This is a genomic window from Mycolicibacillus koreensis, from assembly GCF_002104795.1.
GTDB lineage: Bacteria > Actinomycetota > Actinomycetes > Mycobacteriales > Mycobacteriaceae > Mycobacterium > Mycobacterium koreense.
In genome coordinates this window covers 41,616-62,874 of sequence record NZ_NCXO01000012.1, presented here as the reverse complement: position 1 = coordinate 62,874, position 21,259 = coordinate 41,616, and the positions used below count along the sequence as shown (strand labels likewise).

Below are 21,259 nucleotides of genomic sequence, written 5' to 3'. Positions count from 1 at the left end.
GGTGGCTGCTGAGATCGACGCCCCAGCGGACATACTCCCCCGTTTTTTCCGGGAGTATGTCCATCTCGACGTCGATCTCAGCAGCGCCCCCGGGTCCGGCCACCCGGTCAGGGCGCGGCGGCGCGGATCCGGGCCACGGTGTCGGTGACCAGGGTGTCGAATTCGCCCTGGTGGCCGTCGGTGGCCGTTCCGCGCAGGATCACGTGCGCGCTGCGGGCGTAGGCGTAGTAGCGGGTGCTCGCGTCGGTGTCCTCGGGGCGGGTGGTGACCGAGTACCGGAACAGCCGGGTGTCACCGCCCGGGTGGGAGTCCTCGAGGATGTCGACCGTGTAGCCGGTGTGGTAGCGGCTGGTGTCGAAGGTGAGGTGTCGACACCGTGACACCATCGCGACCATGTCCGCGAACCCGGCCGGATCGAACTCACGGGCCAATGCCAGGCGGATGTCCTTGCGGTCATAGGAATCTCCCGGGTGCACCGGGTCGTAGCCGCTGATCTCGGCGGCATCGATGGTGCCGGTGGTGACCATCCCGATCAGGCCCGCGCAGTCGGCGGGCCGGTAGCCGACGATGGCGCCGTTGCGGTCGATCACCTGGTCCCGGTAGTAGCCGAAGTCCTCGACGCCGCCCGCCTCGGGGGTGAACGACCACCACCAACCCTCGGGCAGCGCCGCGGGGTGCACCAGCAGATCGAGCAGTTCGAGATCGCCCAGCGCCGCCAGCCCCGGTGCCAGTGGCTCGGAACCGGCCTCGGCGCGGCGGTGGCCGGTCGAGAGGGCCGGCACAGTGAGGGCCAGCGCGCTGAGCGCGATCACCCACAGCGCCAGGGTCAACAACCACGGCCGCCGGCTCACAGCGCGCGCAACCGTTCTGCGGTCCGGGCACACAGCCGGTTGAACTGGTCGATCCGGTCGGGGCCCATGGAGGTGGAGCACTCCAGCAGCAGGCCGCGGATCGCGTAGTAGCCGCCATGTTGGGTCTGGGTGCCGTTGTCGGCCGCGGTGAGGCTGCGGGTGACCGTGACCGCAGCCTCGGCGGGGATGTCGGGATCGGCGTCGATGACCGTGCTGATGGTGCCGTGCCGATGCGCACCGGTGCGCGGGTCGGGGAAGTCGACTTCGTAGGACCCGCAGGCGGCCAACCAGTGCCGGTACCGGTCGATCGAGGCCGGTGCATCGCCGGGCGCCCAGATCCGAAAGGCCATCTCGGGGTGGGCGGACTCGACGAACCCGGTCGCCGCGCTGGCCGGGACCGCTACCCCGATCTCCAGCCCGCGCGGTTCGCTCTCCGCGAAGGCCGAGGCGACCCGGGTGCCGGGAATGACCAGCAGGGCAGGAAGGGGAGCGCAGTGCGGTGGGCTGAACACCGGCCCCGAAGGCGCGGTGGCTGGTGCGGTGGCAGGCGCGGTGGCAGGCGCGGTGGCAGGGGCCAGCGGGGCGTTCAGTGTGTAGCCCCAGTCGGGGTCGATGTCGGCACCGCTGGGCAAGGCGGTGGCCAGCACCCAACCGGAGCGGCCCAGCAGGCTGGCGGGGCCACCGGCGCTCAGCACCACGGCGACACCACATCCGGTCAGCACCAGCAGCGCGAGCGCGCCCAGAAGCCGGGCCTTCACCGATTCGCGCCGCCCAGCATGGCGTGCAGATTATCAAGGGTCCACGGCGGGTTGTCGTGGTGATCGCGGTAGCCGAGGATCGCCGGTGTGGGGCGGGGGAATTCACCGACGAACCCGCCCGCGGCGATGAAGATCCGTCCGGTGATCGCGGCGGCGGCATCGGTGGCGAGATAGGCGTACAGCGCGGCGGCGTACTCCGGGCCGGCCGCGTCGAGTGCGCCCTGGGCGCTGATGTCGTCGAGCAGGCCGCGCCGGTTCAGTTCCGCGATGTGCGCCTCGTAGTCCGGGCCGGTCGACAACCGTGTCTTGGCTCCGGGGCAGATCACGTTGGCACGTACCCGATGCTCGCGCAACTCGGCGGCGATCGCCAGGGTCAACCCGTTGACCCCGCCTTTGCCCGCCGGATATCCGGTGCCGCCGTAGTCGCCGAGGAACGCGAACGAACCGGTGTTGACGATCGCGCCGCCGCCGGCGGCGACCAGGTGCGGCGCGGCGGCACGGCAGGTCTCGAACACCGTGGCCAGGTGGGCGTCGATCAGCGACCGGAACTGCGCGCTGGTGACCGTGAGAATCGAGGAGCGGGGCGGCTCGGCGGTGCCGGCACAGTTGATCAGGACATCCAGACGCCCGAACTGCTCCAGGCAAGCCCCGATGAGCCGGTCGGCGACCGCGGGGTCCGCCGGGGACCCCGCGACGGCGATCGCGCCCGGCAGCCGCCCGGCGGTGGCCTCGGCGGTCTGCCGGTCGCGGCCGTTGACCACGACGTGCGCGCCCTGTTCGGCGAGCAATGCGGCCACCGCCGCCCCGATCCCGCGGCTGCCGCCGACGACCACGGCGGCACGCCCGGCGAGACCGAACTCCGGTGGTGGGGTGCTCACTCCTCTTTGCCGAACTTCATCACGTCGAGGTTCCAGTAGCCGCGCAGGTTGGTCAGCAGCCCGGCCTCATCGGTTCGGTAGGTGAACACCCCGCGCACCGTCGAGGTGTAGCCGCCCTCAAAACGGCTGTGCAGGTTCAGGATGTGTGCCACCTCGTGCGGCGAGGCCGACGGAAACGTCTCCTCGCAGGTGATCGTGAGGGTGTTGACCGCGATGTTGGCATCGAAGAACGCCGCCACCGCCTCCTTGCCGCGTACCCCGGTGCCGTCCGGGTTGGTCACGGTCTTGCCGATCGGGTCCTCGATGACGACATCGTCGGCCATCAACGCCAGCCAGCCCTGCTTGTCTTTGCCCTGGGCGCAGCGCCACGACGCCTGCGATGCGGTCAGTGCCGGTGTGGCGGTAGCGGTTTCGTCGGTCATCGGCTTCTCCTATCGAAGGTGTTCAGATGGCGCAGGCGGCGCGAGCGCCGTCCTCGGTGGCTTTGCGGATCAATCCCAGCCCGGTGCAGTCCCCGGCGGTGTGCACCTCGGTATCGGGCAGCCGGGCGGTGAGTTCGTCGGCGAGGGTGGTGTCGGCCTCCAGTCCGCCGGTGAGCACGACATCGTCGGCGGGCAGGGTGCGCGCAGTGCCGCGCGCCGGGGTGAACACCACACCGTCGGTGGTGATCTCCTCGACGGTGGCGCGCACGTGCACGCTCACCCCGAGGCGGTCCAGCCGGTCGGTCTCCTCGGTCTTGCGTTTCTCACCGATCTCCGGGGCCAGCACCTTGCCGGTCTCGAGGATCGTCACCAGCCGGTCGCGGGCGGCCAGGAACTGGGCGAGTTCGAGGGCCACCAGGTCCCCGCCGACGATCACCACCCGCCGGCCCAGCGGCATCCACACCCGGGAGGCCGCGCGCAGCAGCCGCGGCGCCACCAGGTGTTGGCGCCGCCCGGCGAACCAGTCCCGCAGGTTGGCTCCGGTGCGTACGTGCGGCAGGCTGGCGCCGGGCACCGGCGGCACCACCACCCGCCCGCCGGTGGCCACCACTACCGCCTCGGGTGCGAGCGCGGCCACCTCGGCGGCGGTGACGTCGTGGTTGAGCACCACCCGCACGTCGCTGCGGGCGATCTCGTCGCGCAGGTAGGTCAAGAACGGCTGATTGTCCGGGTGGAGCACCGACGCCCACTGCAGAGCCCCGCCCAGCCGGGCGTCGCGCTCGAAGAGGGTGACGCGGTGCCCGCGGGCGGCGGCCACCCGAGCGGCCTCCAGTCCGGCCGGACCGCCGCCGACGACCACCACCGACTTAGCGGTGTCGCTGCGGTGGATCGCCAACTCGCGTTCACGGCCGGTGCGCGGGTTGACCGCGCAGTCCACCGAGAAGCGGATCTCCATCGCATCGATGCAGTTCTCACACGAGATGCACCGGCGCACCCGCGAGCCGTGCCCGGCGGCCAGCTTCGCCGGCAGGTCCGGATCGGCCAGCAGCGGGCGGCCCATCGCGATGAAATCAGCACGGCCGTCGGCGAGGATTTGCTCGGCGCGCTGCGGGTCGTGGATGCGGCCGACGGCGATCACCGGCACGTCGACGGCCTGTTTGACCGCTGCGGCAGCACCCACGTTGATCGCGTCGCCGTCGTCGGCGCCGTTGACCATGCCGGTGACGAGCCGGTCGATCACGCCACCGCTGACATGAAAGGCATCCACCCCGGCATCCACCAACTGCGGTGCCACCTGGGCGGTTTCATACAGGGGGCGACCCCCGGCAACCCGCTCATAGCCGGAGATCCGCAGCGTGATCGGCAGGGCGTCGCCGATCTCGGAACGGATCGCGGCCAGCGCGTCGGTGACCACCTTGATGCGCCCGCGCGCCGAGTAGCCGGTGTAGTCGTCGGTGCGCCGGTTGCGTTGTGGCGCCAGGAACGAGCCGAGGAACATGTAGCCGTGGGCGGCGTGCAACTCGATGCCGTCGTAACCGGCTTCGGCGGCGCGACGCGCCGCGGCGCGGAACAGATCGAAGATCTCCGTCAACTGTGCCGTGGTGACCTCCGCCGACGGCCGCCCGGTCAGATACGACGGGATCACCGACGGCCCCAGCGACGTGACGTGATGCAGTTCCGGGCCCAAGCCGTCGGGGCCGGCGTGGACGATCTGCGGCTGAATCTTGGCGCCGTGTTCGTGCACGGCGTCCACCAGCGCCCGGTGTGCGTCCACCGCGGCGTCGGTGCCCAGGTGCAGGCCGCCGGGTGTTTCCGGATGCTGCGGGTCGATTCCGGTGGCGCCCACGGTGATCAGCCCGACCCCACCGCGGGCCCGGGCGGCGAAATACTCCCGGGTGCGCTCCGAGGGAAGCCCGTCGGGGGTGCCGTACATGGTCTCCATCGGAGACATCACCAGACGGTTGCGCACCGACATGGTTCCGATGCTTCCCCGGGCGAGCAGCTGGGGGAAAGCGGTCATGCGGGCACCCGCGACGGCGTGCTCATCGAACTCCTAGTGATCGTCGTCGGTGTAGCGGATGACGCCACGAATGTTCTTGCCGTCCAGCATGTCCTGGTAGCCCTCGTTGATCTGCTCCAGCTTGTACTGGCGGGTGATCATGTCCTCGATGTTGAGCTTGCCCGCCTGGTAGTAGGACAGCAGCTGCGGGATGTCGTACTGCGGGTTCCCGCCGCCGAAGATGGTGCCTTGCAGGTTCTTCTGCAACAGGGTCAGCATCGACAGGTTCAGCGTGACCTGGTTCTCCATCATCGAGCCCATCGCGGTCAGCACGCAGGTGCCGGCCTTGGCGGTCAGGATCATGTAGTTGTCGATGTCGGCGCCGTGCACCTCGCCGACGGTGACGATCACCTTGCGGGCCATCAGCCCGGCGGTGACGTCCATGATCCCGCCCATGGCGGAGTGGATGTCGGGGTAGACGTGGGTGGCTCCGAACTTCAGTGCCTGGTCGCGTTTCCACTCGACCGGTTCGACGACGAAGATGTTGCGGGCCCCGGCGGCGACCGCGCCCTGAAGGGCGGACATGCCGACCCCGCCGACACCGACGATCGCCACGTCCTCGCCGGGGCGGATATCGGCGGTGCGCACCGCCGAGCCGAACCCGGTGGTGACCCCGCAGCCGACCAGGGAGGCCACCTCGAACGGGATGGCCGGGTCGATCTTGACCACCGAGCTCTTGTGCACCACCATCCACGGCGAGAACGTTCCCAGCAGCGTCATCGGGAACACGCCCTGCCCGCGCGCGTGCACCCGGTGGGTGCCGTCGCTGACCGCGACCCCGTTGAGCAGCATCGCGCCCAGGTCGCACAGGTTGCGCAGGCCCGCCTGACACGACACGCACCGGCCGCAGGATGGGATGAAGGAGAGCACGACGTGGTCGCCGGGGGCGATGTCCTCGACACCGGGGCCGACCTCGGTGACCACGCCGGCGCCCTCGTGGCCGCCGAGCACCGGGAAGCCCGCCATCGGGATGTCGCCGGTCATCAGGTGGTGGTCGGAGTGGCACATCCCGGCCGCCTCCATGCGGATCTTCACCTCGTCTTTGACCGGGTCACCGATCTCGATCTCCTCGATCGACCACGGCTTGTTGAACTCCCACAGCAGTGCGCCCTTGGTTTTCATGGTGGTCCTCCTCCGCGTTGGCCCCGAAACGGGGCGACCGATTGGTGAGCATGGGGTGTCGATTCCGACGTAGCCGGTGGTCGATCGGCGGTGAGTGCCGTTCACCACCCGCCGGGCAAAGCCTATAGCGGCCGACGGGCGCGCGGACCGGAATTCCGGCACGCCCGCGACGGCACGCCGATGGCTACGGCCACAGCGACGCCGGGGCCCGCCCGATCGGGTAGTAGCCGGGGATCTTCTCGCCGGACATGCTGCGCTCGATGCGTTTTTGCATCCCGGGTGAGAGTCGGCCGGCCTTGATCAGTTCCATGTATGTCGCCGAGACGTGCCCGAAGTCGAAGAAGTCACGCTGCCAGTCGAATTTGCCGTCGCCGGCGTAGCGGAACCAGCTGCCGCCGAGGCCGTGGACCTCGAACTGTTCGGCGTCCGGGTCGGACGGATCGGTGCAGATCTGCTTCCAGAGCCCCATCACCTCGCCCTGCTTGTCGTCGATGAGCACCCGCTGGTAGGGATAGCGCCAGCCTTCCAGGCCGGCCATCTCCTGGCCGAGGGCGATGTCGCGGATCTCGTCGATCCCCACGCACATCACGTCCTCTTTGGGGCCGATGTTCCAGCCGTAGGTGGCGTCGTCGGTGTAGAACTGCGCCAGGATCGTCCAGTCGCCGGTGCGCTCGGCCTCCCGGTTGGCCTCCAGCCAGCGATCGACGACGTCTTCGAGTTCCGCGCGCGGAAACGACGGCATAGTCACTCTTCCTTCTCTTGGGTTTGATGGGTAGGCGGATCGGGCAGTTCCCTGATGGACAGTGCACGGGTGGGGCAGGACTCCACGGCCCGCTCGATCTCGTCGCGAGCCTCGTCGGGGGGTTCGTTGTCGAGGATCTCCACCTGGCCGCGTTTGGGGACGCGGAAATAATCCGGTGCCTCCATCTCGCAGAACGCATGCCCCTGGCACAGGTCGAGGTCGGCGTCGACGCGATAGCCCATGATGGCCTCCTTGCGTGATTCTCAGTGGCGGCGGCGGTAACGCACCCGGGCCGGACGCTCGAGCTGGACCACCATCTTGGAGTGATCGTTGCGGTAGCTGTCGGAAGGCTGGCTCATCTCGAATTCGTACTCGCGCAACAGGACCGAGAAGATCGCCTTGATCTGCATGGTGGCGAACGCCGCGCCCACGCAGCGATGCCGACCGGCACCGAAGGGGATCCAGGTCCACCGGTTGATCAGATCCTCCTGGCGCGGCTTCTCGTAGCGCTCCGGAAGGAACCGCTCGGGATCGGGGAAGTCCTCGGGGATCCGGTTGGAGATCGCCGGAGATGCCGCGACCAGGTCGCCTGCGCGGATCGGCAGACCGCACACCTCGAAGTCGTCCTTGGCCACCCGCATCAAGATGATCAGCGGCGGGTGCAGCCGCAGCGTCTCCTTCAAGACGTTCTCCAGGTGCGGGATCTGGCGCAGGGCATGGAAACTCACCGACTCACCATCGGCGAACAGTTCGTCGAGTTCGGCGACCGCGGCGGCCATCGCGTCGGGGTTGCGCAGCAGCTCGATCAGCGTCCACGAGGCGGTGCCGGAACTGGTGTGGTGGCCGGCGAACATCATCGAGATGAACATCCCGGTGATCTCGTCGGCGGAGAACCGCAGGTTGCCGTCCTCGTCTTTGATCGTGATCAGCACGTCGAGCATGTCCCGGTCACTCTTGTCGGCCGGATTGTCGATGCGGGTCTGCATGATCTCGCCGACCAGTTCCACCAGCCCGGCCCGGGCGGCGTCGCGGCGGCGGAAACTCTCGATCGGCAGGTACGGGTCGACGTAGCACAGCGGATCGGTGCCGCGCTCCAGATCGTGGTAGAGGGTGGCGAACCGGTCGTCGAGCTGTTCGCGGAACTTGGTGCCGATCAGACACGCCGAGGAGGTGTAGATGGTCAGCTCGGCGAAGAAGTCCAGCAGGTCGATCTCGCCGTCCTCGCCCCAGTCGGCGATCATGCGGCGGACCTCGTTCTCGATCGTGACCGCATGGCCCTTCATCTGCTCACCGCGCAGAGCGGCGTTGTGCAGCATCTCCTTTCGGCGCTCCGGGCTGGCGTCGAAGACCACCCCCTTGCCGAAGATCGGGGTCATGAACGGGTAGGCCTCGGCCTGGTTGAGCTCGTCGTCGGAGGAGCGGAAGAAGAACTCGTTGGCCTCGGCGCCGGAGACCAGCACCACGTTCTTGCGGGCCAGCTGGAAGGTGCCCACATCACCGCACTCGTCACGCACCCGCTGCATCAGCCCGATCGGGTCGGTGCGGAACTCCTCGAGATGGCCGTGCTCGTCCTGCCCGCCGGAGACACGCGGGATCGTGGTGGCCGGTTGGGTCGTCATGACGGCATCCCTTCTTCGCCGAGTCGTAGTTCCTGGCGCTTCGCCGGGGCGTCGCTGAGCGGCGCCTCCGGTTGGACCTCCATCGACACGATGTTGGAGCCGCGCGGTGTCTCGGCGACGAAGGTGACCGCGCGGGCGATGTCGGCGGGGCGCAGAAAGTAGCTGTGCCGCGCCTGGCCCCATTTGGCCCAGTCCTCGAGCATCGGGCCGACCTGTTCGGCGCTGAGTTGCCAGCCCATCGAGGTCAGGGTCGGGCCGGGATGGACGATCGAGGCGCGCACCCCGGTGCCCTCCAGCTCCATCTGCAGGTTCTTGACCATCGCGACCAGCCCGGCCTTGGCGGCGCCGTAGGCGCCCATGTGGGGGCGCTGCACCAGGCCGGTGTCCGAGCCGATGAAGATCACGTCGCCGCGCTGGCGGGCCACCATGGCCGGGAGTACGGCGGTGGCCAGCCGGTTGGCCCCGATCAGGTGTACCTGCACCTGGTCGAGGAACGTCTCGGTGGAGATCTCATAGAGCCGGCCCGGGATCATGTCCCCGGCGCCGGAGACCAGCAGCTCCACCTCGCCGAGTGTCTCGACGGTCTGGGCGACGAAGTTCTTCACCGAATCGGCGTCGGTCACGTCCAGGGGGAAGGCGACCGCCTCACCGCCGTCGGCGCGGATCTGATCGACCAGTTCGGTCAGTTTGTCGATACGGCGGGCGCCGACGGCGACCGGGAATCCACGCTCGGCCAGCGCGGTGGCGGTGGCCGCACCGATTCCGGAGGACGCTCCGGTGACGATGGCCGGCCGGCGATCGGGGTGGGGGTCGAAACGGGGCATTACACGGTCTCCACGGTGATCGGCAGGTGGGCGAACCCACGCACATTGGACGAGTGGACGCGGACGGCGTTGTCCTCGTCCACCTGGTAGCCGCGGGTACGGGCGATCAGCTGGTTCAGTGCCACCCGCGCCTCCATGCGGGCCAGATGCGCCCCGAGGCAGAAGTGCGCTCCGCTGCCGAAACTGGCCAGCTTCGAACCGATGTCGCGCCCGATGCGGAACGCGTCGGGGTCGTCGAAGGCCCGTTCGTCGCGGTTGGCCGACCCGGGCAGCAGCAGCACCACGTCGCCGACGGCGAGGGTGGTGTCATACAGCGTGATCTCCTCGGCCACGGACCGCGCCAGGATCTGGCTGGGCGTGTCGTAGCGCAGGCTCTCCTCCACCCACAGCGGGATCCGCGACGGGTCGGCGTACACCCCGGCGAGCTGATCGGGGTTGCGGTGCGCCCAGTACAGCGCGGTGCCGAGCAGTTTGGTGGTCGTCTCGTTGCCGGCGACGACCATCAGGAACAGGAACGCGAGGATCTCCTGATCGGAGAGCCGGTCGCCGCCGACCTCGGCCTGCAGCAGTGCGGAGGTCAGGTTGTCCGCCGGGGTTTTCTTGTATTCCTCGATCAGGTCGACGTAGTAGACGATCAGATCCGCCGAGGCCTGCATCGCCGACTGCGGAACGTCGGCGAGCCCGTCCTCCCGGTGCAACACGCCGTCGGCGAGTTCGCGGATGCGCGCCCGGTCCGGCTGTGGCACCCCCATGAGCTCGGAGATGACGTCCATCGGCAGCTTGCCGGCGAACTCGGTGATGAAATCGAACGAGCCGTCGGCGCTGTTCTCCAGCGCGGCGTCGAAATGCGCGGTCGCGATCTCGGCCACCCGCGGCTCCAGCTCGCGGGTGCGCCGTGGGGTGAACCCCTTGGAGACCAGGGTGCGCAGCCGCAGGTGCTCCGGGTCGTCGAGGGCGAGGAACGACATGATCTTGTGGGCGTCTTTGGTCCGCGAGATCGGGTCCAGGGAGACCCCGTAGATGTTGGACAGCGCGGTGGAGTTGCGGAAACCCGCCATGACGTCGGCGTGCCGCGACAGCGCCCAGAAGTTCAGGTCGTCGTTGCGGTACAGCGGGGCGTCGTCGCGCAGGCGTCGGTAGTAGGGAAACGGGTCCTCGTGGAAGTCGTAGTCGTAGGGGTCCAGCAGTAGCTCCACCATCGATGTGCTCATCGAGTCCCTCCGTGTGCGGTGTCGGATTGCAGGATCAGGCCGACGACGTAGGCGAGCCGGTCGGCGATCTCGTCGTAGCTCAGCGCGCCGCTACCGGCGTGCACCAGCGCCCCGGAATAGGTCATCTCCAGTGCCGAGACCACCCGCGGATCGGCGCCCGGACCGATCGCCGACTCGATGCGCCGGTGGATCTCCAGACCGATGCGGTCCCGCACCCGCGGCACCCCGGCGTCGTTGGACAGCAGCGCGGTGGTGCAGGCGGCGGCGACCTCCGGTTCGTCGGCGGAGACCAGCGCCAGGTGACGCAGGGTGGTGTTCACCCGGGTCAGCATCGTGTCGTTGACGTCGGTGAAATACGGCACCGCGCGGATCAGGTCCAGATACACCTCGGCGATCAGATGGTTCTTCGACGAGAAGTACGTGTAGGCGGTGGCCGGGGCGACCTTGGCGCGTGCCGCGACCGCCCGCACGGTCAGGTCGGCGTGCGGGGACTCGCGCAACATCTCGGTGCCGGCGGTGAGCACCTTGCGGAACGTCTCCTCCTGCCGGCGGTTGCGCGTCGGCCCGGCCGGCTGCGTGGGCCGGGGGGATGCAGTCGCGGTATCGCTGGACACCTGTCCAATGTATCCGATGAGGGCGGAGGAGGGCAACGCTGCGCCGAAAACGCGCTTTTCGCCAGGTGGTTTCGCATGAGAACGGTGGAGCGCTTGCGGTGGCTCCCGGCTTCCCGTTAGGGTTTCATCGAATTGCAATGGACAAGTGTCCAGCGAAGGGGAGTGACGCGGAGATGGCACTACTGGCCGACCGGGAGAGCAAGCTGCTCATCGACGGCACGCTCGTGGCCGGCGGCGCGGGGACGTTCGCGACGATCAACCCGGCCACCGAGGAGACCCTGGGCACCGCCGCCGACGCCGACGCCGAGGACATGGGGCGCGCGATCGGCGCGGCCCGCCACGCGTTCGACCACACCGACTGGTCGACCGACACCGCGCTGCGGGTGCGCTGTGTACGCCAGTTGCGGGAGGCGATGCGCGCCCACCTCGATGAGCTGCGCGAGCTCACCGTCGCCGAAGTCGGCGCCCCGGTCATGCTCACCGCCGGGGCGCACCTGGCCGGCCCGATCGAGGACCTCGGCTTCGCCGCCGACACCGCCGAGAGCTACCCGTGGCGCACCGACCTCGGCGAGGCCGCCCCGCAGGGCATCCCGACCCGGCGCACCCTGGCGCGCGAGGCGATCGGCGTGGTGGGTGCGATCACCCCGTGGAACTTCCCGCACCAGATCAACCTCGCGAAGCTCGGCCCGGCGCTGGCGGCCGGCAACACCGTGGTGCTCAAACCCGCCCCGGATACCCCGTGGGCGGCGGCGGTGCTCGGCGAGCTCATCGCCGAGCACACCGACATCCCGCCGGGGGTGGTCAACATCGTCACCGCCAGCGACCATGCGGTGGGGGCGTTGCTGGCCAAAGACCCACGGGTGGACATGATCTCGTTCACCGGATCGACCGCGACCGGCCGCTCGGTGATGATCGACGGCGCCGACGGCATCAAGAAGGTCTTCCTGGAGCTGGGCGGCAAGTCGGCGTTCATCGTGCTCGACGACGCCGACCTGGCCGGCGCCTGCGCGATGGCGGGGTTCACCGCGTCGATGCACGCTGGGCAGGGATGCGCGATCACCACCCGGCTGGTGGTGCCCCGGTCGTCCTACGACGACGCGGTCGCCGCGGCGGCGGGCACGATGGGATCGCTGAAGGCCGGCGACCCCACCGCCAAGGGCACCGTCTGCGGCCCGCTGATCTCGGCGCGCCAGCGCGACCGGGTGCAGTCCTACCTGGAGCTGGCGCGCGCCGAGGGCGGATCGTTCGCCTGCGGCGGCGGTGCGCCGGCCGACCGCGACACCGGGTTCTTCATCGACCCGACCGTCGTTGCCGGACTGGACAACACCGCCCGGGTGGCGCGCGAGGAGATCTTCGGCCCGGTGCTCACCGTCATCGCCCACGACGGCGACGACGACGCGGTCGCGATCGCCAACGACTCGCCCTACGGGCTGTCGGGCACGGTGTACTCCGGCGACCCGCAGCGCGCCGCCGCGGTGGCCGACCGGCTGCGGGTCGGCACCGTCAACGTCAACGGCGGGGTGTGGTACTCCGCCGACGCCCCGTTCGGCGGCTACAAACAGTCCGGGGTGGGCCGCGAGATGGGTGTGGCCGGATTCGAGGAGTACCTGGAGACCAAGCTCATCGCGACGGCGGCGGGCTAGCACAAAAACCGAGGAAGGACATCATGGCGCACGCCGACAACAGGTTCGACACGAAGGTCGCGATCGTCACCGGCTCCGGCGGTGGGATCGGCCAGGCCTACGCCGAGGCGCTGGCCGACCGGGGGGCGGCGGTGGTCGTCGCCGACATCAACGCCGAGGCCGCCGAGAAGGTCGCCGCCGGGATCGTCGCCGCCGGAGGGCGGGCGTTGGCGCAGCGTGTCGACGTCTCCGACCCGGAGTCGGCGGCCGCGATGGTCGCGGCGACCGTCAGCGAGTTCGACGGGGTGGACTACCTGGTCAACAACGCCGCCATCTTCGGCGGGATGAAACTCGACCAGCTGCTCACCGTCGACTGGGACTACTACAAGAAGTTCCTGAGCGTGAACCTCGACGGGGCGCTGGTGTGCACCCGGGCGGCCTACACCGCGATGCGGGCCCGCGGCGGTGGGGCGATCATCAACCAGTCGTCGACGGCGGCGTGGATGTACTCGAACTTCTACGGGCTGGCCAAAGCCGGGATCAACTCGCTGACCCAGCAACTCTCCCGCGAGCTGGGGTGGATGAACATCCGGGTCAACGCGATCGCGCCCGGCCCGATCGACACCGAGGCCAACCGCTCGGTGGTGCCCGAGGCGATGCAGGGTGAGCTGGTCAAAACGATCCCGCTGTCGCGGATGGGCACACCGGAGGATCTGCTCGGCATGTTCGTGTTCCTGCTCTCCGACGAGGCGCGCTGGATCACCGGCCAGATCTTCAACGTCGACGGCGGACAGATCATCCGCTCATGACCGCCACCGACACCGACGTCCGGCTCGGCTACATCGGGCTGGGCAACATGGGGGCCCCGATGGCCACACGGCTGGTCGACTGGCCGGGCGGGCTCACGGTCTTCGATGTGCGCACCGACGCGATGACGCCGCTGGCCGAGGCGGGGGCCACGTTGGCCGACAGCGTCGCCGAGGTGGCGGCGGCCCAGATCATCAGCGTCACCGTGCTCGACGACGCGCAGGTGCGCGAGGTCGTCGACACCCTGGCGTCGCGCGCCGCACCGGGCACGGTGATCGCGATCCACTCCACGATCGCCGACGGCACCGCCGCGGAACTGGCCGCCCAGTTGGCCCCGCGCGGCATCGCGGTCGTCGACGCCCCGGTCAGCGGCGGGGCCGGTGCGGCCCAGCAGGGCGAGCTGGCCACCATGGTCGGCGCGGACCGGGCGGTCTACGAACAGGTGAAACCGGTCTTCGCGCGCTGGGCGTCGCTGGTGATCCACGCCGGCGAGCCCGGCGCGGGCACCCGGATGAAGCTGGCGCGCAACATGTTGACGTTCACCGCGTTCGCCGCGGCGTGCGAGGCGATGGCGCTGGCCGAGTCGGCCGGGCTGAAGCTGTCCGCGCTGGCGCGGGTGGTGCGCCACACCGATGCGCTCACCGGCGGACCCGGCGCGATCATGTTCCGCGACACCGTCGCCCCGCTGGATCCCGACGACCCGCTCTACGGCCCGCTCAACCACACCCGCGGGCTCGGGGAGAAGGACCTGAGCCTGGCGCTGGCCCTCGGGAAGAGCACCGGGGTGAGCCTGCCGCTGGCCGACGTGGCACTGCAGCGGCTGGCGATCGGGCTGGGCGTGGCCGAACCGACCGAACGAGGAAACGACGATGGATGAGCTGCGCCGCACCGGCCTGGCCAAGATGAACGAGGTGTACGGCTGGGAGATGCCCGACATGCCGGGGGACTACTTCGCGCTGACCGTCGATCATCTGTTCGCCAAGATCTGGACCCGTGAGGGCCTGTCGATGCGGGACAAGCGGCTGATCACCCTGTCGGTGGTGGCCGCGCTCGGGCTGCCGGATCTGGCCGACATTCAGATCAACGCCGCGCTGGGCAACGAGGAGATGACCGAGGAGCAGCTGCGGGAGATGGCGTTGTTCATCACCCACTACATCGGCTTCCCCCTCGGCTCGGGGTTCAACACCGTGGTCGAGAAGGTCATCGCGCGGCGCGCCAAGGCCGCCGGCGGCGGCGCGTAACCGCTCAGCGGGTCAGCGCCGCAGCCGCCCACCGGTGCAGGTAGGCGCGCAGCGCCGCCGGCCGGCGGGCTGGCCGGCCGGGGTCGATGATGAACGACGCGATCGTGCGCAGCAGGTGCTCGGCCAACTCGGCGAGGTCGGCATCGCCGAATCCGTGTGCCGCCCAATCGACGTCGAAGCGGCGCAGCACCGACTCGGCCAGCCCGAGTGCCTCCGTGGAGGTCATCCGCGCGATAAAGACGTTGCCGCGGTCCCGGGCCAGCAGCGCGGTCACATGCGGCTCGTCGGGCAGCCACTCCAGCACGGTGGCCACCGCCTCCACGGCGGCGTCGGCCGGATCGGTGCGCCCGGCGACGTGGGCGGCGAGCCGGTCGAGGAAGTCGTGGGCGGCGCGCGTGCCGGCCGCGGTCAGCACCGCTTCGGTGCTCGGGAAGTAGCGGTAGACCGTCTGCCGGGTCACCCCGAGGGTCCGGGCCACATCGGCGATGGAGATGTCGGCACCGCGCACGTCGATGACCGCGTCGGCGGCGGCCAGGATCCGCGCGATCGCCTCCTGGTCGTCGGCCGGGGTGTCCCCGCCCCACCCATGGGTGCGCACCGTCGACGTCTTTCGGCGATCAGCCGCGGTAGGACAGCTGCAGATCCTTGATGCCGTTGATCCATCCCGAGCGCAGCCGTTGCGGCTCCCCGAGTTTGGTGATGTCGGGCATCTGGGTGGCGATCTCGTCGAAGATCAGCCGGATCTCCATGCGGGCCAGGTTCGCGCCGATGCAGTAATGGGTGCCCTGGCCGCCGAATCCCAGATGCGGGTTCGGGTTTCGGGTGACGTCGAACTCGAACGGCCGGTCGAAGACGTCCTCGTCGAAGTTGGCCGAGCCGTAGAACAGCCCCACCCGCTGGCCCTGGGCGATGTCCACCCCGTTGAGTCGGGTGTCGGCGGTGGCGGTGCGCTGGAAGCACACCACCGGGGTGGACCACCGCACGATCTCGTCGGCGGCGCTCTCCGGGCGCTGCGCCTTGTACAGCTCCCACTGCTCGGGGTGCTCGATGAACGCGTTGATGCCGTGGGTCATGGCGTTGCGGGTGGTCTCGTTGCCGGCGACGGCCAGCAGGATCACGAAGAAGGCGAACTCGGTCTCCCCGAGCGCCTCACCGTCGACGTCGGCCTGCACCAGCCGGGTCACGATGTCGTCGGCGGGGCAGCGGCGGCGCTGTTCGGCCATCGTGTAGGCGTACCCCATCAACTCGGCGTTGGCCTCCGCCGGGTCGCACTCGAAATCCGGGTCGTCGGTGTTCATGATCAGGTTGGTCCAGTGGAACAGCTTTTCCCGGTCGGCCTCCGGCACCCCGATCAGGTCCGCGATGGCCAGCAGCGGCAGTTTCATCGCGATGTCGTCGACGAAGTTGCCCGACCCTTTGGCGGCGGCCTCGGCGACGATGTCGCGGGCGGCGGTGGCGAGCGTGGCCTCCAGGGCGCCGACCGCACGCGGGGTGAACAGTTTGGAGATGATCTTGCGCAGCCGGGTGTGCTCGGGCGGGTCGTGGTTGATCAGCAGCGCCTTGGTCAACTCGAGTTGGTCGGCGGTGACCCCGTCGGGCAGGCGCATGATCGCGCCCTTGGCGTTGGCCGACCACAGGTCGGAGTCCCGCGAGATCGCCTTGATGTCCGCGTGCTTGCTGACCACCCAGTAGCCGCCGTCGTCGAAGATGCTGGCGCCGGGCGCCTGCTCGTTCCACCACACCGGGGCGGTGGCGCGCAGCCGGGCGAACTCCTCGACGGGCAGTCCCCGTTCCAGGACGTCGGGATCGGTGAAGTCGAAACCCTGCCCGAACGGACAGGACCCCAAAGTCGCGGTCACGGTGGTCTCCTCTCGGTACACCCGGTTGCGCCCCGGCGGATACGCTCCGGCTGACCATACACTGTGATCTGGAGTGTATGCCCGATTCCCGCGCGGGTGCGACCCGGCCCGGCCGCTAGGCTGCACGCGTGCGCGTTCTCGTCCTCGGCTCCGGTGCCCGCGAACATGCGCTGCTGCTGGCGTTGCGGCGCGATCCCCACATCGACGCCCTGGCGATCGCGCCCGGCAACGCCGGCACCGCGGCGATCGCCGAGACCTACGACGTCGACCCCGGTTCGGGGCAGGCGGTGGCCGACCTGGCCCGGCGCATCGGCGCCGACCTGGTGGTGATCGGCCCGGAGGTGCCGCTGGTTCTCGGTGTCGCCGACGCCGTGCGCGCCGCCGGGATCGCCTGTTTCGGCCCGAGCGCGGCGGCCGCGCGCATCGAAGGCTCCAAGGCGTTCGCCAAGGAGGTGATGACCGCGGCCGGCGTGCCGACCGCGGCCAGCGAGACCGTCGACAACCCCGCGCACCTCGACGCCGCACTCGACCGGTTCGGCCGCAGCGCCGGTCAGCCCGCCTGGGTGGTCAAAGACGACGGGCTGGCCGCCGGCAAGGGGGTGGTGGTGACCGCCGAGCGGGCGGCCGCACGCGCCCACGCCGCCGGGCTGCTCGACGACGGGCACCCGGTGCTGCTGGAGTCCTTCCTCGACGGCCCGGAGGTCTCGCTGTTCTGCGTCGTCGACGGCGAGACCGTGGTGCCGCTGCTGCCGGCGCAGGATTTCAAGCGGGTCGGCAACGGCGATGTCGGCCCCAACACCGGCGGCATGGGCGCCTACGCCCCGCTGCCGTGGCTGCCGGCGGGCATGGTCGACCGGATCGTCGCCGAGATCGTTCAACCGGTCGCCACCGAGCTGGTCGCGCGCGGCTGCCCGTTCTCCGGGCTGCTCTACGCGGGCCTGGCGATCACCCCGCAGGGCCCGTCGGTCGTCGAGTTCAACTGCCGGTTCGGCGACCCGGAGACCCAGGCGGTGCTCGCGCTGCTGGACTCCCCGCTCGGTGAGCTGCTGCACGCCGCCGCCACCGGCGGGTTGGCGCAGGTGCCGCCGCTGCGCTGGCGCGACGGCGCGGCGGTCACCGTCGTGGTGGCCGCGGAGAACTATCCGGGCCGCCCGCGAGTCGGTGACGTCATCACCGGCGCCGACGCGGACAACGTGCTGCACGCCGGCACCGCGCGCGACGCCGACGGCGCGGTGGTCTCCGCCGGAGGCCGGGTGCTGTCGGTGGTGGGCACCGGCGAGGATCTGATCGCCGCCCGCGCCCGCGCCTACGCCACCGTGGACTCGATTCGGCTGCCCGGCAGCCATTTCCGCACCGACATCGGGCTGGCCGCCGCCGAAGGCAAGATCCGGGTCTGAGCCGGGAGCTCAGAAACCGACCGCCTGGCCGTCGCGGCGGGGATCGCTGACCCCCAGGTAGCCGTCGTCGAGACGCCAGATCGCCTGGCAGGCGCCGAACGGTTCACGATCGTCGACGACGGTCACCCGGTGGCCGCGACGGCGTAACTCATCGAGGGTCTGCGCGGGCAAACCGTTCTCGACTTCGACGTCCAGTCCCCGGCACCACCGGAACCGGGGCGCGTCGCAGCCGGCCTGCGGGTTCTGCCGGTGGTCGACGATGCGGCTCACCAGCTGGACGTGGCCCTGCGGCTGCATGTCGCCGCCCATCACCCCGAAACTGGCGACCGGGACGCCGTCCTTGCTCACAAAACCCGGGATGATCGTGTGGAACGGGCGTTTGCGCGGGCCGACCCGGTTGGGGTGGCCCGCGGTGGTGACGAAACCCGCACCGCGGCTGTGCAGGGCGATCCCGGTGCCCGGCACCACCACCCCGGAGCCGAATCCGGGCAGGTAGTTCGACTGGATCAGCGAGACCATCCGCCCGGCGCCGTCCGCGGCGGTCAGGTACACGGTGTTGCCCGACGGGGTGCCCGCCGACATCGGGCGGGCCCGCGCCGGGTCGATCAGGCCCGCGCGGTCGCGCAGATAGTCCGCGGCGAGCAGCCGCTCGACGGGGTGCGCCAACTGATCGGCGTCGCCGAGGTGAGCGTAGGCGTCGGCGAAGGCCAGTTTCACCGCCTCGATCCGCAGGTGGGTGGCGTCGGCCGAATCGGCCGGCAGCGCCGCCACGTCGAAGTGGGACAGGATGCCCAGCGCTGCCAGCGCGACGATGCCCTGCCCGTTGGGCGGCAGTTCGTGCACGGTGTAGCCGCGGTAGTCGACGGCGATCGGGTCCACCCAGTCGGGGCGGTGGTCGGCCAGATCGGCGGCGCGCAGCGCGCCACCGTGGGCGGCCGCGTGTGCTGTCATCCGGGCGGCGAGCTCACCGTGGTAGAATGCGGCGCCGCCGCTGGCGGCGATCCGCTCCAGGGTGTCGGCGTGATCGGGCAGCCGGACCAGCTCGCCGGGACCCGGCGGGCGCCCGCCGGGCAGGAACGTCTCGGCGAACCCCGGCTGGCCGGCCAGCAGCGGAGCTTGGAACGCCCACTGCGCGGCCACGTGCGGGGACAGCGGGAAACCGTTGCGGGCGTAGGTGATCGCCGAGGCGAACAGCCGCTCGAACGGCAGTGCGCCGAACCGGTTGTGCAATTCGACCCAGCCGGAGACCGCCCCGGGCACCGTCACCGCGTTCCAGCCGAGCGCGGGCACCCCGGCGGCGCCGAAGTACTCCGGGGTCCAGGCCGCCGGTGAGCGGCCGGAGGCGTTGAGCCCGTGCAGCCGGGTGCCGTCGTAGACGATCGCGAACGCGTCCGAGCCGATCCCGTTCATGGTCGGCTCCACCACCGTGAGCGCGATCGCGGTGGCGATCGCGGCGTCGACCGCGGTGCCGCCGTCGGCCAGGACCCCCAGCCCGGCCTGGGCGGCCAGCGGCTGGGAGGTGCACACCAGGTTGGCGGCCAGCACCGGGGTGCGCGGCCAACGGTAGGGCTGCTCCCAGGAGAACGGTGCGGCGCCCATGGTCGTCTCTGGCCCGGTCTTCGCTAGCCCGCCAGCAGCGGGGCGATCCAGCTCAGCTCGGCGGGCAGTTGCGCGCTCCAGAACGCGTCGTCGTGGCCGCCGGGGGGAAAGCCGCCGGCCGGCGGGGTGGGCAGCGAGGCGACGAACTCGCGGGTGGCGTCGTAGAACGGGTCGGACTGCCCGCAGTCCACCCGCAGCGGGATGGCGTGCAGCGCCGGCAGGTCGTAGACGGAGTTGGCGGCGAAGTCGTCGGGGCCGTCGAAGGCGCCCGGCGCGCTGGCCCCGGCCGACGACCACAGCGCCGGGCTGACCGCGCAGATCGCCGCGGTCCGCGCCGCCCCGAGGCGCCCGCCCAGCAGCAACGCGCCGTAGCCGCCCATCGACCAGCCCAAAAACGCCACCCGGGAGGTGTCCAGCCCTTGCTCGTCGAGCATCGGGAGCAGCTCGTCGAGCACCATCGCCCCGGAGTCCTCCCCGGAGGCCCGGGCATGCCAGTAGCTGCCCCCGCCGTCGACGGCGACCACCGCGAACGGCGGCAGCCCGGCGTCGACGGCGGTGGCCAGCCCCTGCTCCACCCCGCCGGCCATCACGGTGGCGGCGTCGCTGCCCTTGCCGTGCAGCGCGATCACCGGGCGCAGTGGGGCGCTCTGCCCGGGCGGCCGGGCGATCGCCCAGCCGGTGGGGATCCCGCCGCGGGCCGCCGAGACGAACGAGCCGGTGGTCATCGTCGGCGCGGGGGCGGGCCGGCGGGGCGCGCGGGGAAACGGGATCCCGGTCGCGGCCCGCGAGGTGCGCGACGGCGCCGCGGTGTTCACCGCCATCGCACCGGCCGCCCCGGTGAGGACGCCGGCACCCAGGCGCAGCACCGCGCGGCGGCTCAGATTCGGCATGGGGGCAAGGATAACCGCCGGACGTGCGGCGAGCGGTCCCGGCGTTTACCCGAAAGCACAATACGGTGACCGGTGAGCTGGCAGCATGAGCTGCTGTGACCTCCGCCGTCACTCCCAAGGGAGAACGCCGCCGGTACGCGCTGGTTCGCGCGGCCGCGGAGTTGCTGCGCGAGGGCGGATTCGACGCTGTGCGCCACCGCGCGGTGGCCCACCGGGCGGGGTTGCCGCTGGCGTCGACGACCTACTATTTCTCCTCGCTGGATGAGCTGATCGCCAGTGCGGTCGACGAGGCGGCGATGCTGGAGATCGCCCAGCTGCGCGCCCGGGTCGCCGCACTGCCGCGGCGGCGCCGAGGCCCGCACGCGATCGCCGACGTGCTGGTGGATCTGCTGGTCGGCGGCGCCGACGGCGGGCACCTCGACGACGACCTCATCGCACGCTACGAACGGTTCATCGCGTGCGCCCGCCACCCGCGGCTGCGCGAGATCCAACGGCGCACCCTGCGCCAGCGCACCGAGGCGGTCGTCGAGGTGCTCGACCGGTCGGGCCGGTGCATGCCCGCCGCGCTGCTGGCCGCCACGGTCTGCGCGGTCGACGGCGCGGTGATCGCCGCCCTCGTCGACGAGCGGCAGGATCCGCGTCGCGCGGCCCGCACCGCGGTGCTCAGCTTCATCGACGCCGTGCCCGAACAACAGCATGCGGCCGGGTTCTGATCGGCGCTCAGCGCCCACCGTAAGCTGGCCG

General features: G+C 70.5%; 22 protein-coding genes. 6 read left to right on the top strand and 16 right to left on the bottom strand.

Annotated elements, in window-relative coordinates; translation table 11 throughout:
• Positions 1-107: 107 nt before the first annotated feature.
• The 12 genes from B8W67_RS07770 to B8W67_RS07715 form a co-directional block, all read right to left on the bottom strand.
• Positions 108-851: a hypothetical protein gene (locus B8W67_RS07770; RefSeq protein WP_084228946.1), complete on the bottom strand. Its 744-nt coding sequence runs from the start codon at positions 849-851 to the stop codon at positions 108-110.
• On the bottom strand, positions 848-1,609 hold the full coding sequence (locus B8W67_RS20800) for a hypothetical protein (RefSeq protein ID WP_085303286.1): 762 nt from the start codon (positions 1,607-1,609) through the stop codon (positions 848-850). The genes B8W67_RS07770 and B8W67_RS20800 overlap by 4 nt, the downstream gene beginning before the upstream one ends.
• Complete coding sequence (locus B8W67_RS07760; protein WP_069393017.1) at positions 1,606-2,442, bottom strand: SDR family NAD(P)-dependent oxidoreductase; 837 nt, start codon at positions 2,440-2,442, stop codon at positions 1,606-1,608. The genes B8W67_RS20800 and B8W67_RS07760 overlap by 4 nt, the downstream gene beginning before the upstream one ends.
• 41 nt (positions 2,443-2,483) lie before the next feature.
• Positions 2,484-2,909, bottom strand: coding sequence for a nuclear transport factor 2 family protein (locus B8W67_RS07755; RefSeq protein WP_069392950.1), 426 nt, complete (start codon positions 2,907-2,909; stop codon positions 2,484-2,486).
• A gap of 22 nt (positions 2,910-2,931) precedes the next feature.
• Complete coding sequence (locus tag B8W67_RS07750; RefSeq protein WP_069392951.1) at positions 2,932-4,929, bottom strand: oxidoreductase; 1,998 nt, start codon at positions 4,927-4,929, stop codon at positions 2,932-2,934.
• Positions 4,930-4,962: 33 nt separating this feature from the next.
• Positions 4,963-6,090 carry an NDMA-dependent alcohol dehydrogenase gene (locus B8W67_RS07745; protein WP_069392952.1) on the bottom strand — a complete coding sequence of 376 codons (1,128 nt, stop codon included), beginning with the start codon at positions 6,088-6,090 and terminating at the stop codon, positions 4,963-4,965.
• 184 nt (positions 6,091-6,274) lie between these two features.
• Entirely contained in the window at positions 6,275-6,832 is a 558-nt protein-coding gene (locus B8W67_RS07740; RefSeq protein ID WP_069392953.1) for a nuclear transport factor 2 family protein, read from the bottom strand.
• 2 nt (positions 6,833-6,834) lie between these two features.
• Positions 6,835-7,074 (bottom strand): ferredoxin, encoded by a 240-nt coding sequence (locus B8W67_RS07735; RefSeq protein ID WP_069392954.1) that lies wholly within the window; start codon positions 7,072-7,074, stop codon positions 6,835-6,837.
• Positions 7,075-7,095: 21 nt separating this feature from the next.
• Positions 7,096-8,451 (bottom strand): lanosterol 14-alpha demethylase, encoded by a 1,356-nt coding sequence (locus B8W67_RS07730; RefSeq protein WP_069392955.1) that lies wholly within the window; start codon positions 8,449-8,451, stop codon positions 7,096-7,098.
• On the bottom strand, positions 8,448-9,275 hold the full coding sequence (locus tag B8W67_RS07725; protein WP_069392956.1) for an SDR family oxidoreductase: 828 nt from the start codon (positions 9,273-9,275) through the stop codon (positions 8,448-8,450). Before B8W67_RS07725 ends, B8W67_RS07730 begins: the two co-directional genes overlap by 4 nt.
• The gene (locus tag B8W67_RS07720) at positions 9,275-10,486 is read right to left on the bottom strand and encodes a cytochrome P450 (RefSeq protein ID WP_069392957.1); all 1,212 of its coding nucleotides are present in this window, start codon (positions 10,484-10,486) and stop codon (positions 9,275-9,277) included. Before B8W67_RS07720 ends, B8W67_RS07725 begins: the two co-directional genes overlap by 1 nt.
• Positions 10,483-11,100 (bottom strand): TetR family transcriptional regulator, encoded by a 618-nt coding sequence (locus tag B8W67_RS07715; protein ID WP_069392958.1) that lies wholly within the window; start codon positions 11,098-11,100, stop codon positions 10,483-10,485. Before B8W67_RS07715 ends, B8W67_RS07720 begins: the two co-directional genes overlap by 4 nt.
• Positions 11,101-11,273: 173 nt before the next feature.
• Here B8W67_RS07715 and B8W67_RS07710 point away from each other — a divergent pair, with 173 nt between their 5' ends.
• The 4 genes from B8W67_RS07710 to B8W67_RS07695 are packed head-to-tail and all read left to right on the top strand — an operon-like array spanning position 11,274 to position 14,770.
• Complete coding sequence (locus B8W67_RS07710) at positions 11,274-12,743, top strand: aldehyde dehydrogenase (protein ID WP_069392959.1); 1,470 nt, start codon at positions 11,274-11,276, stop codon at positions 12,741-12,743.
• Positions 12,744-12,766: 23 nt separating this feature from the next.
• Positions 12,767-13,531, top strand: a complete 765-nt coding sequence (locus B8W67_RS07705) for an SDR family oxidoreductase (RefSeq protein ID WP_069392960.1) — start codon at positions 12,767-12,769, stop codon at positions 13,529-13,531.
• On the top strand, positions 13,528-14,406 hold the full coding sequence (locus B8W67_RS07700) for an NAD(P)-dependent oxidoreductase (RefSeq protein WP_085303285.1): 879 nt from the start codon (positions 13,528-13,530) through the stop codon (positions 14,404-14,406). Before B8W67_RS07705 ends, B8W67_RS07700 begins: the two co-directional genes overlap by 4 nt.
• On the top strand, positions 14,399-14,770 hold the full coding sequence (locus B8W67_RS07695; RefSeq protein ID WP_069392962.1) for a carboxymuconolactone decarboxylase family protein: 372 nt from the start codon (positions 14,399-14,401) through the stop codon (positions 14,768-14,770). Before B8W67_RS07700 ends, B8W67_RS07695 begins: the two co-directional genes overlap by 8 nt.
• Before the next feature lie 4 nt (positions 14,771-14,774).
• Here the strand turns inward: B8W67_RS07695 and B8W67_RS07690 are convergent, their stop codons facing one another.
• Together B8W67_RS07690 and B8W67_RS07685 are read right to left on the bottom strand one after the other, a co-directional pair.
• A complete protein-coding gene (locus tag B8W67_RS07690; protein WP_069392963.1) occupies positions 14,775-15,368 on the bottom strand; it encodes a TetR/AcrR family transcriptional regulator in 594 nt (197 codons plus the stop codon).
• Positions 15,369-15,387: 19 nt separating this feature from the next.
• A complete protein-coding gene (locus B8W67_RS07685) occupies positions 15,388-16,629 on the bottom strand; it encodes a cytochrome P450 (protein WP_069393018.1) in 1,242 nt (413 codons plus the stop codon).
• 128 nt (positions 16,630-16,757) lie between these two features.
• Here B8W67_RS07685 and purD point away from each other — a divergent pair, with 128 nt between their 5' ends.
• Positions 16,758-18,026, top strand: a complete 1,269-nt coding sequence (gene purD / locus B8W67_RS07680) for a phosphoribosylamine--glycine ligase (protein WP_069392964.1) — start codon at positions 16,758-16,760, stop codon at positions 18,024-18,026.
• Positions 18,027-18,035: 9 nt separating this feature from the next.
• Here the strand turns inward: purD and B8W67_RS07675 are convergent, their stop codons facing one another.
• The gene (locus B8W67_RS07675; protein WP_069392965.1) at positions 18,036-19,625 is read right to left on the bottom strand and encodes a gamma-glutamyltransferase family protein; all 1,590 of its coding nucleotides are present in this window, start codon (positions 19,623-19,625) and stop codon (positions 18,036-18,038) included.
• Positions 19,626-19,648: 23 nt separating this feature from the next.
• The gene (locus tag B8W67_RS07670) at positions 19,649-20,527 is read right to left on the bottom strand and encodes an alpha/beta hydrolase-fold protein (RefSeq protein ID WP_069392966.1); all 879 of its coding nucleotides are present in this window, start codon (positions 20,525-20,527) and stop codon (positions 19,649-19,651) included.
• A gap of 83 nt (positions 20,528-20,610) precedes the next feature.
• Here B8W67_RS07670 and B8W67_RS07665 point away from each other — a divergent pair, with 83 nt between their 5' ends.
• Complete coding sequence (locus B8W67_RS07665) at positions 20,611-21,228, top strand: TetR/AcrR family transcriptional regulator (protein ID WP_069392967.1); 618 nt, start codon at positions 20,611-20,613, stop codon at positions 21,226-21,228.
• Positions 21,229-21,259 lie beyond the last annotated feature (31 nt).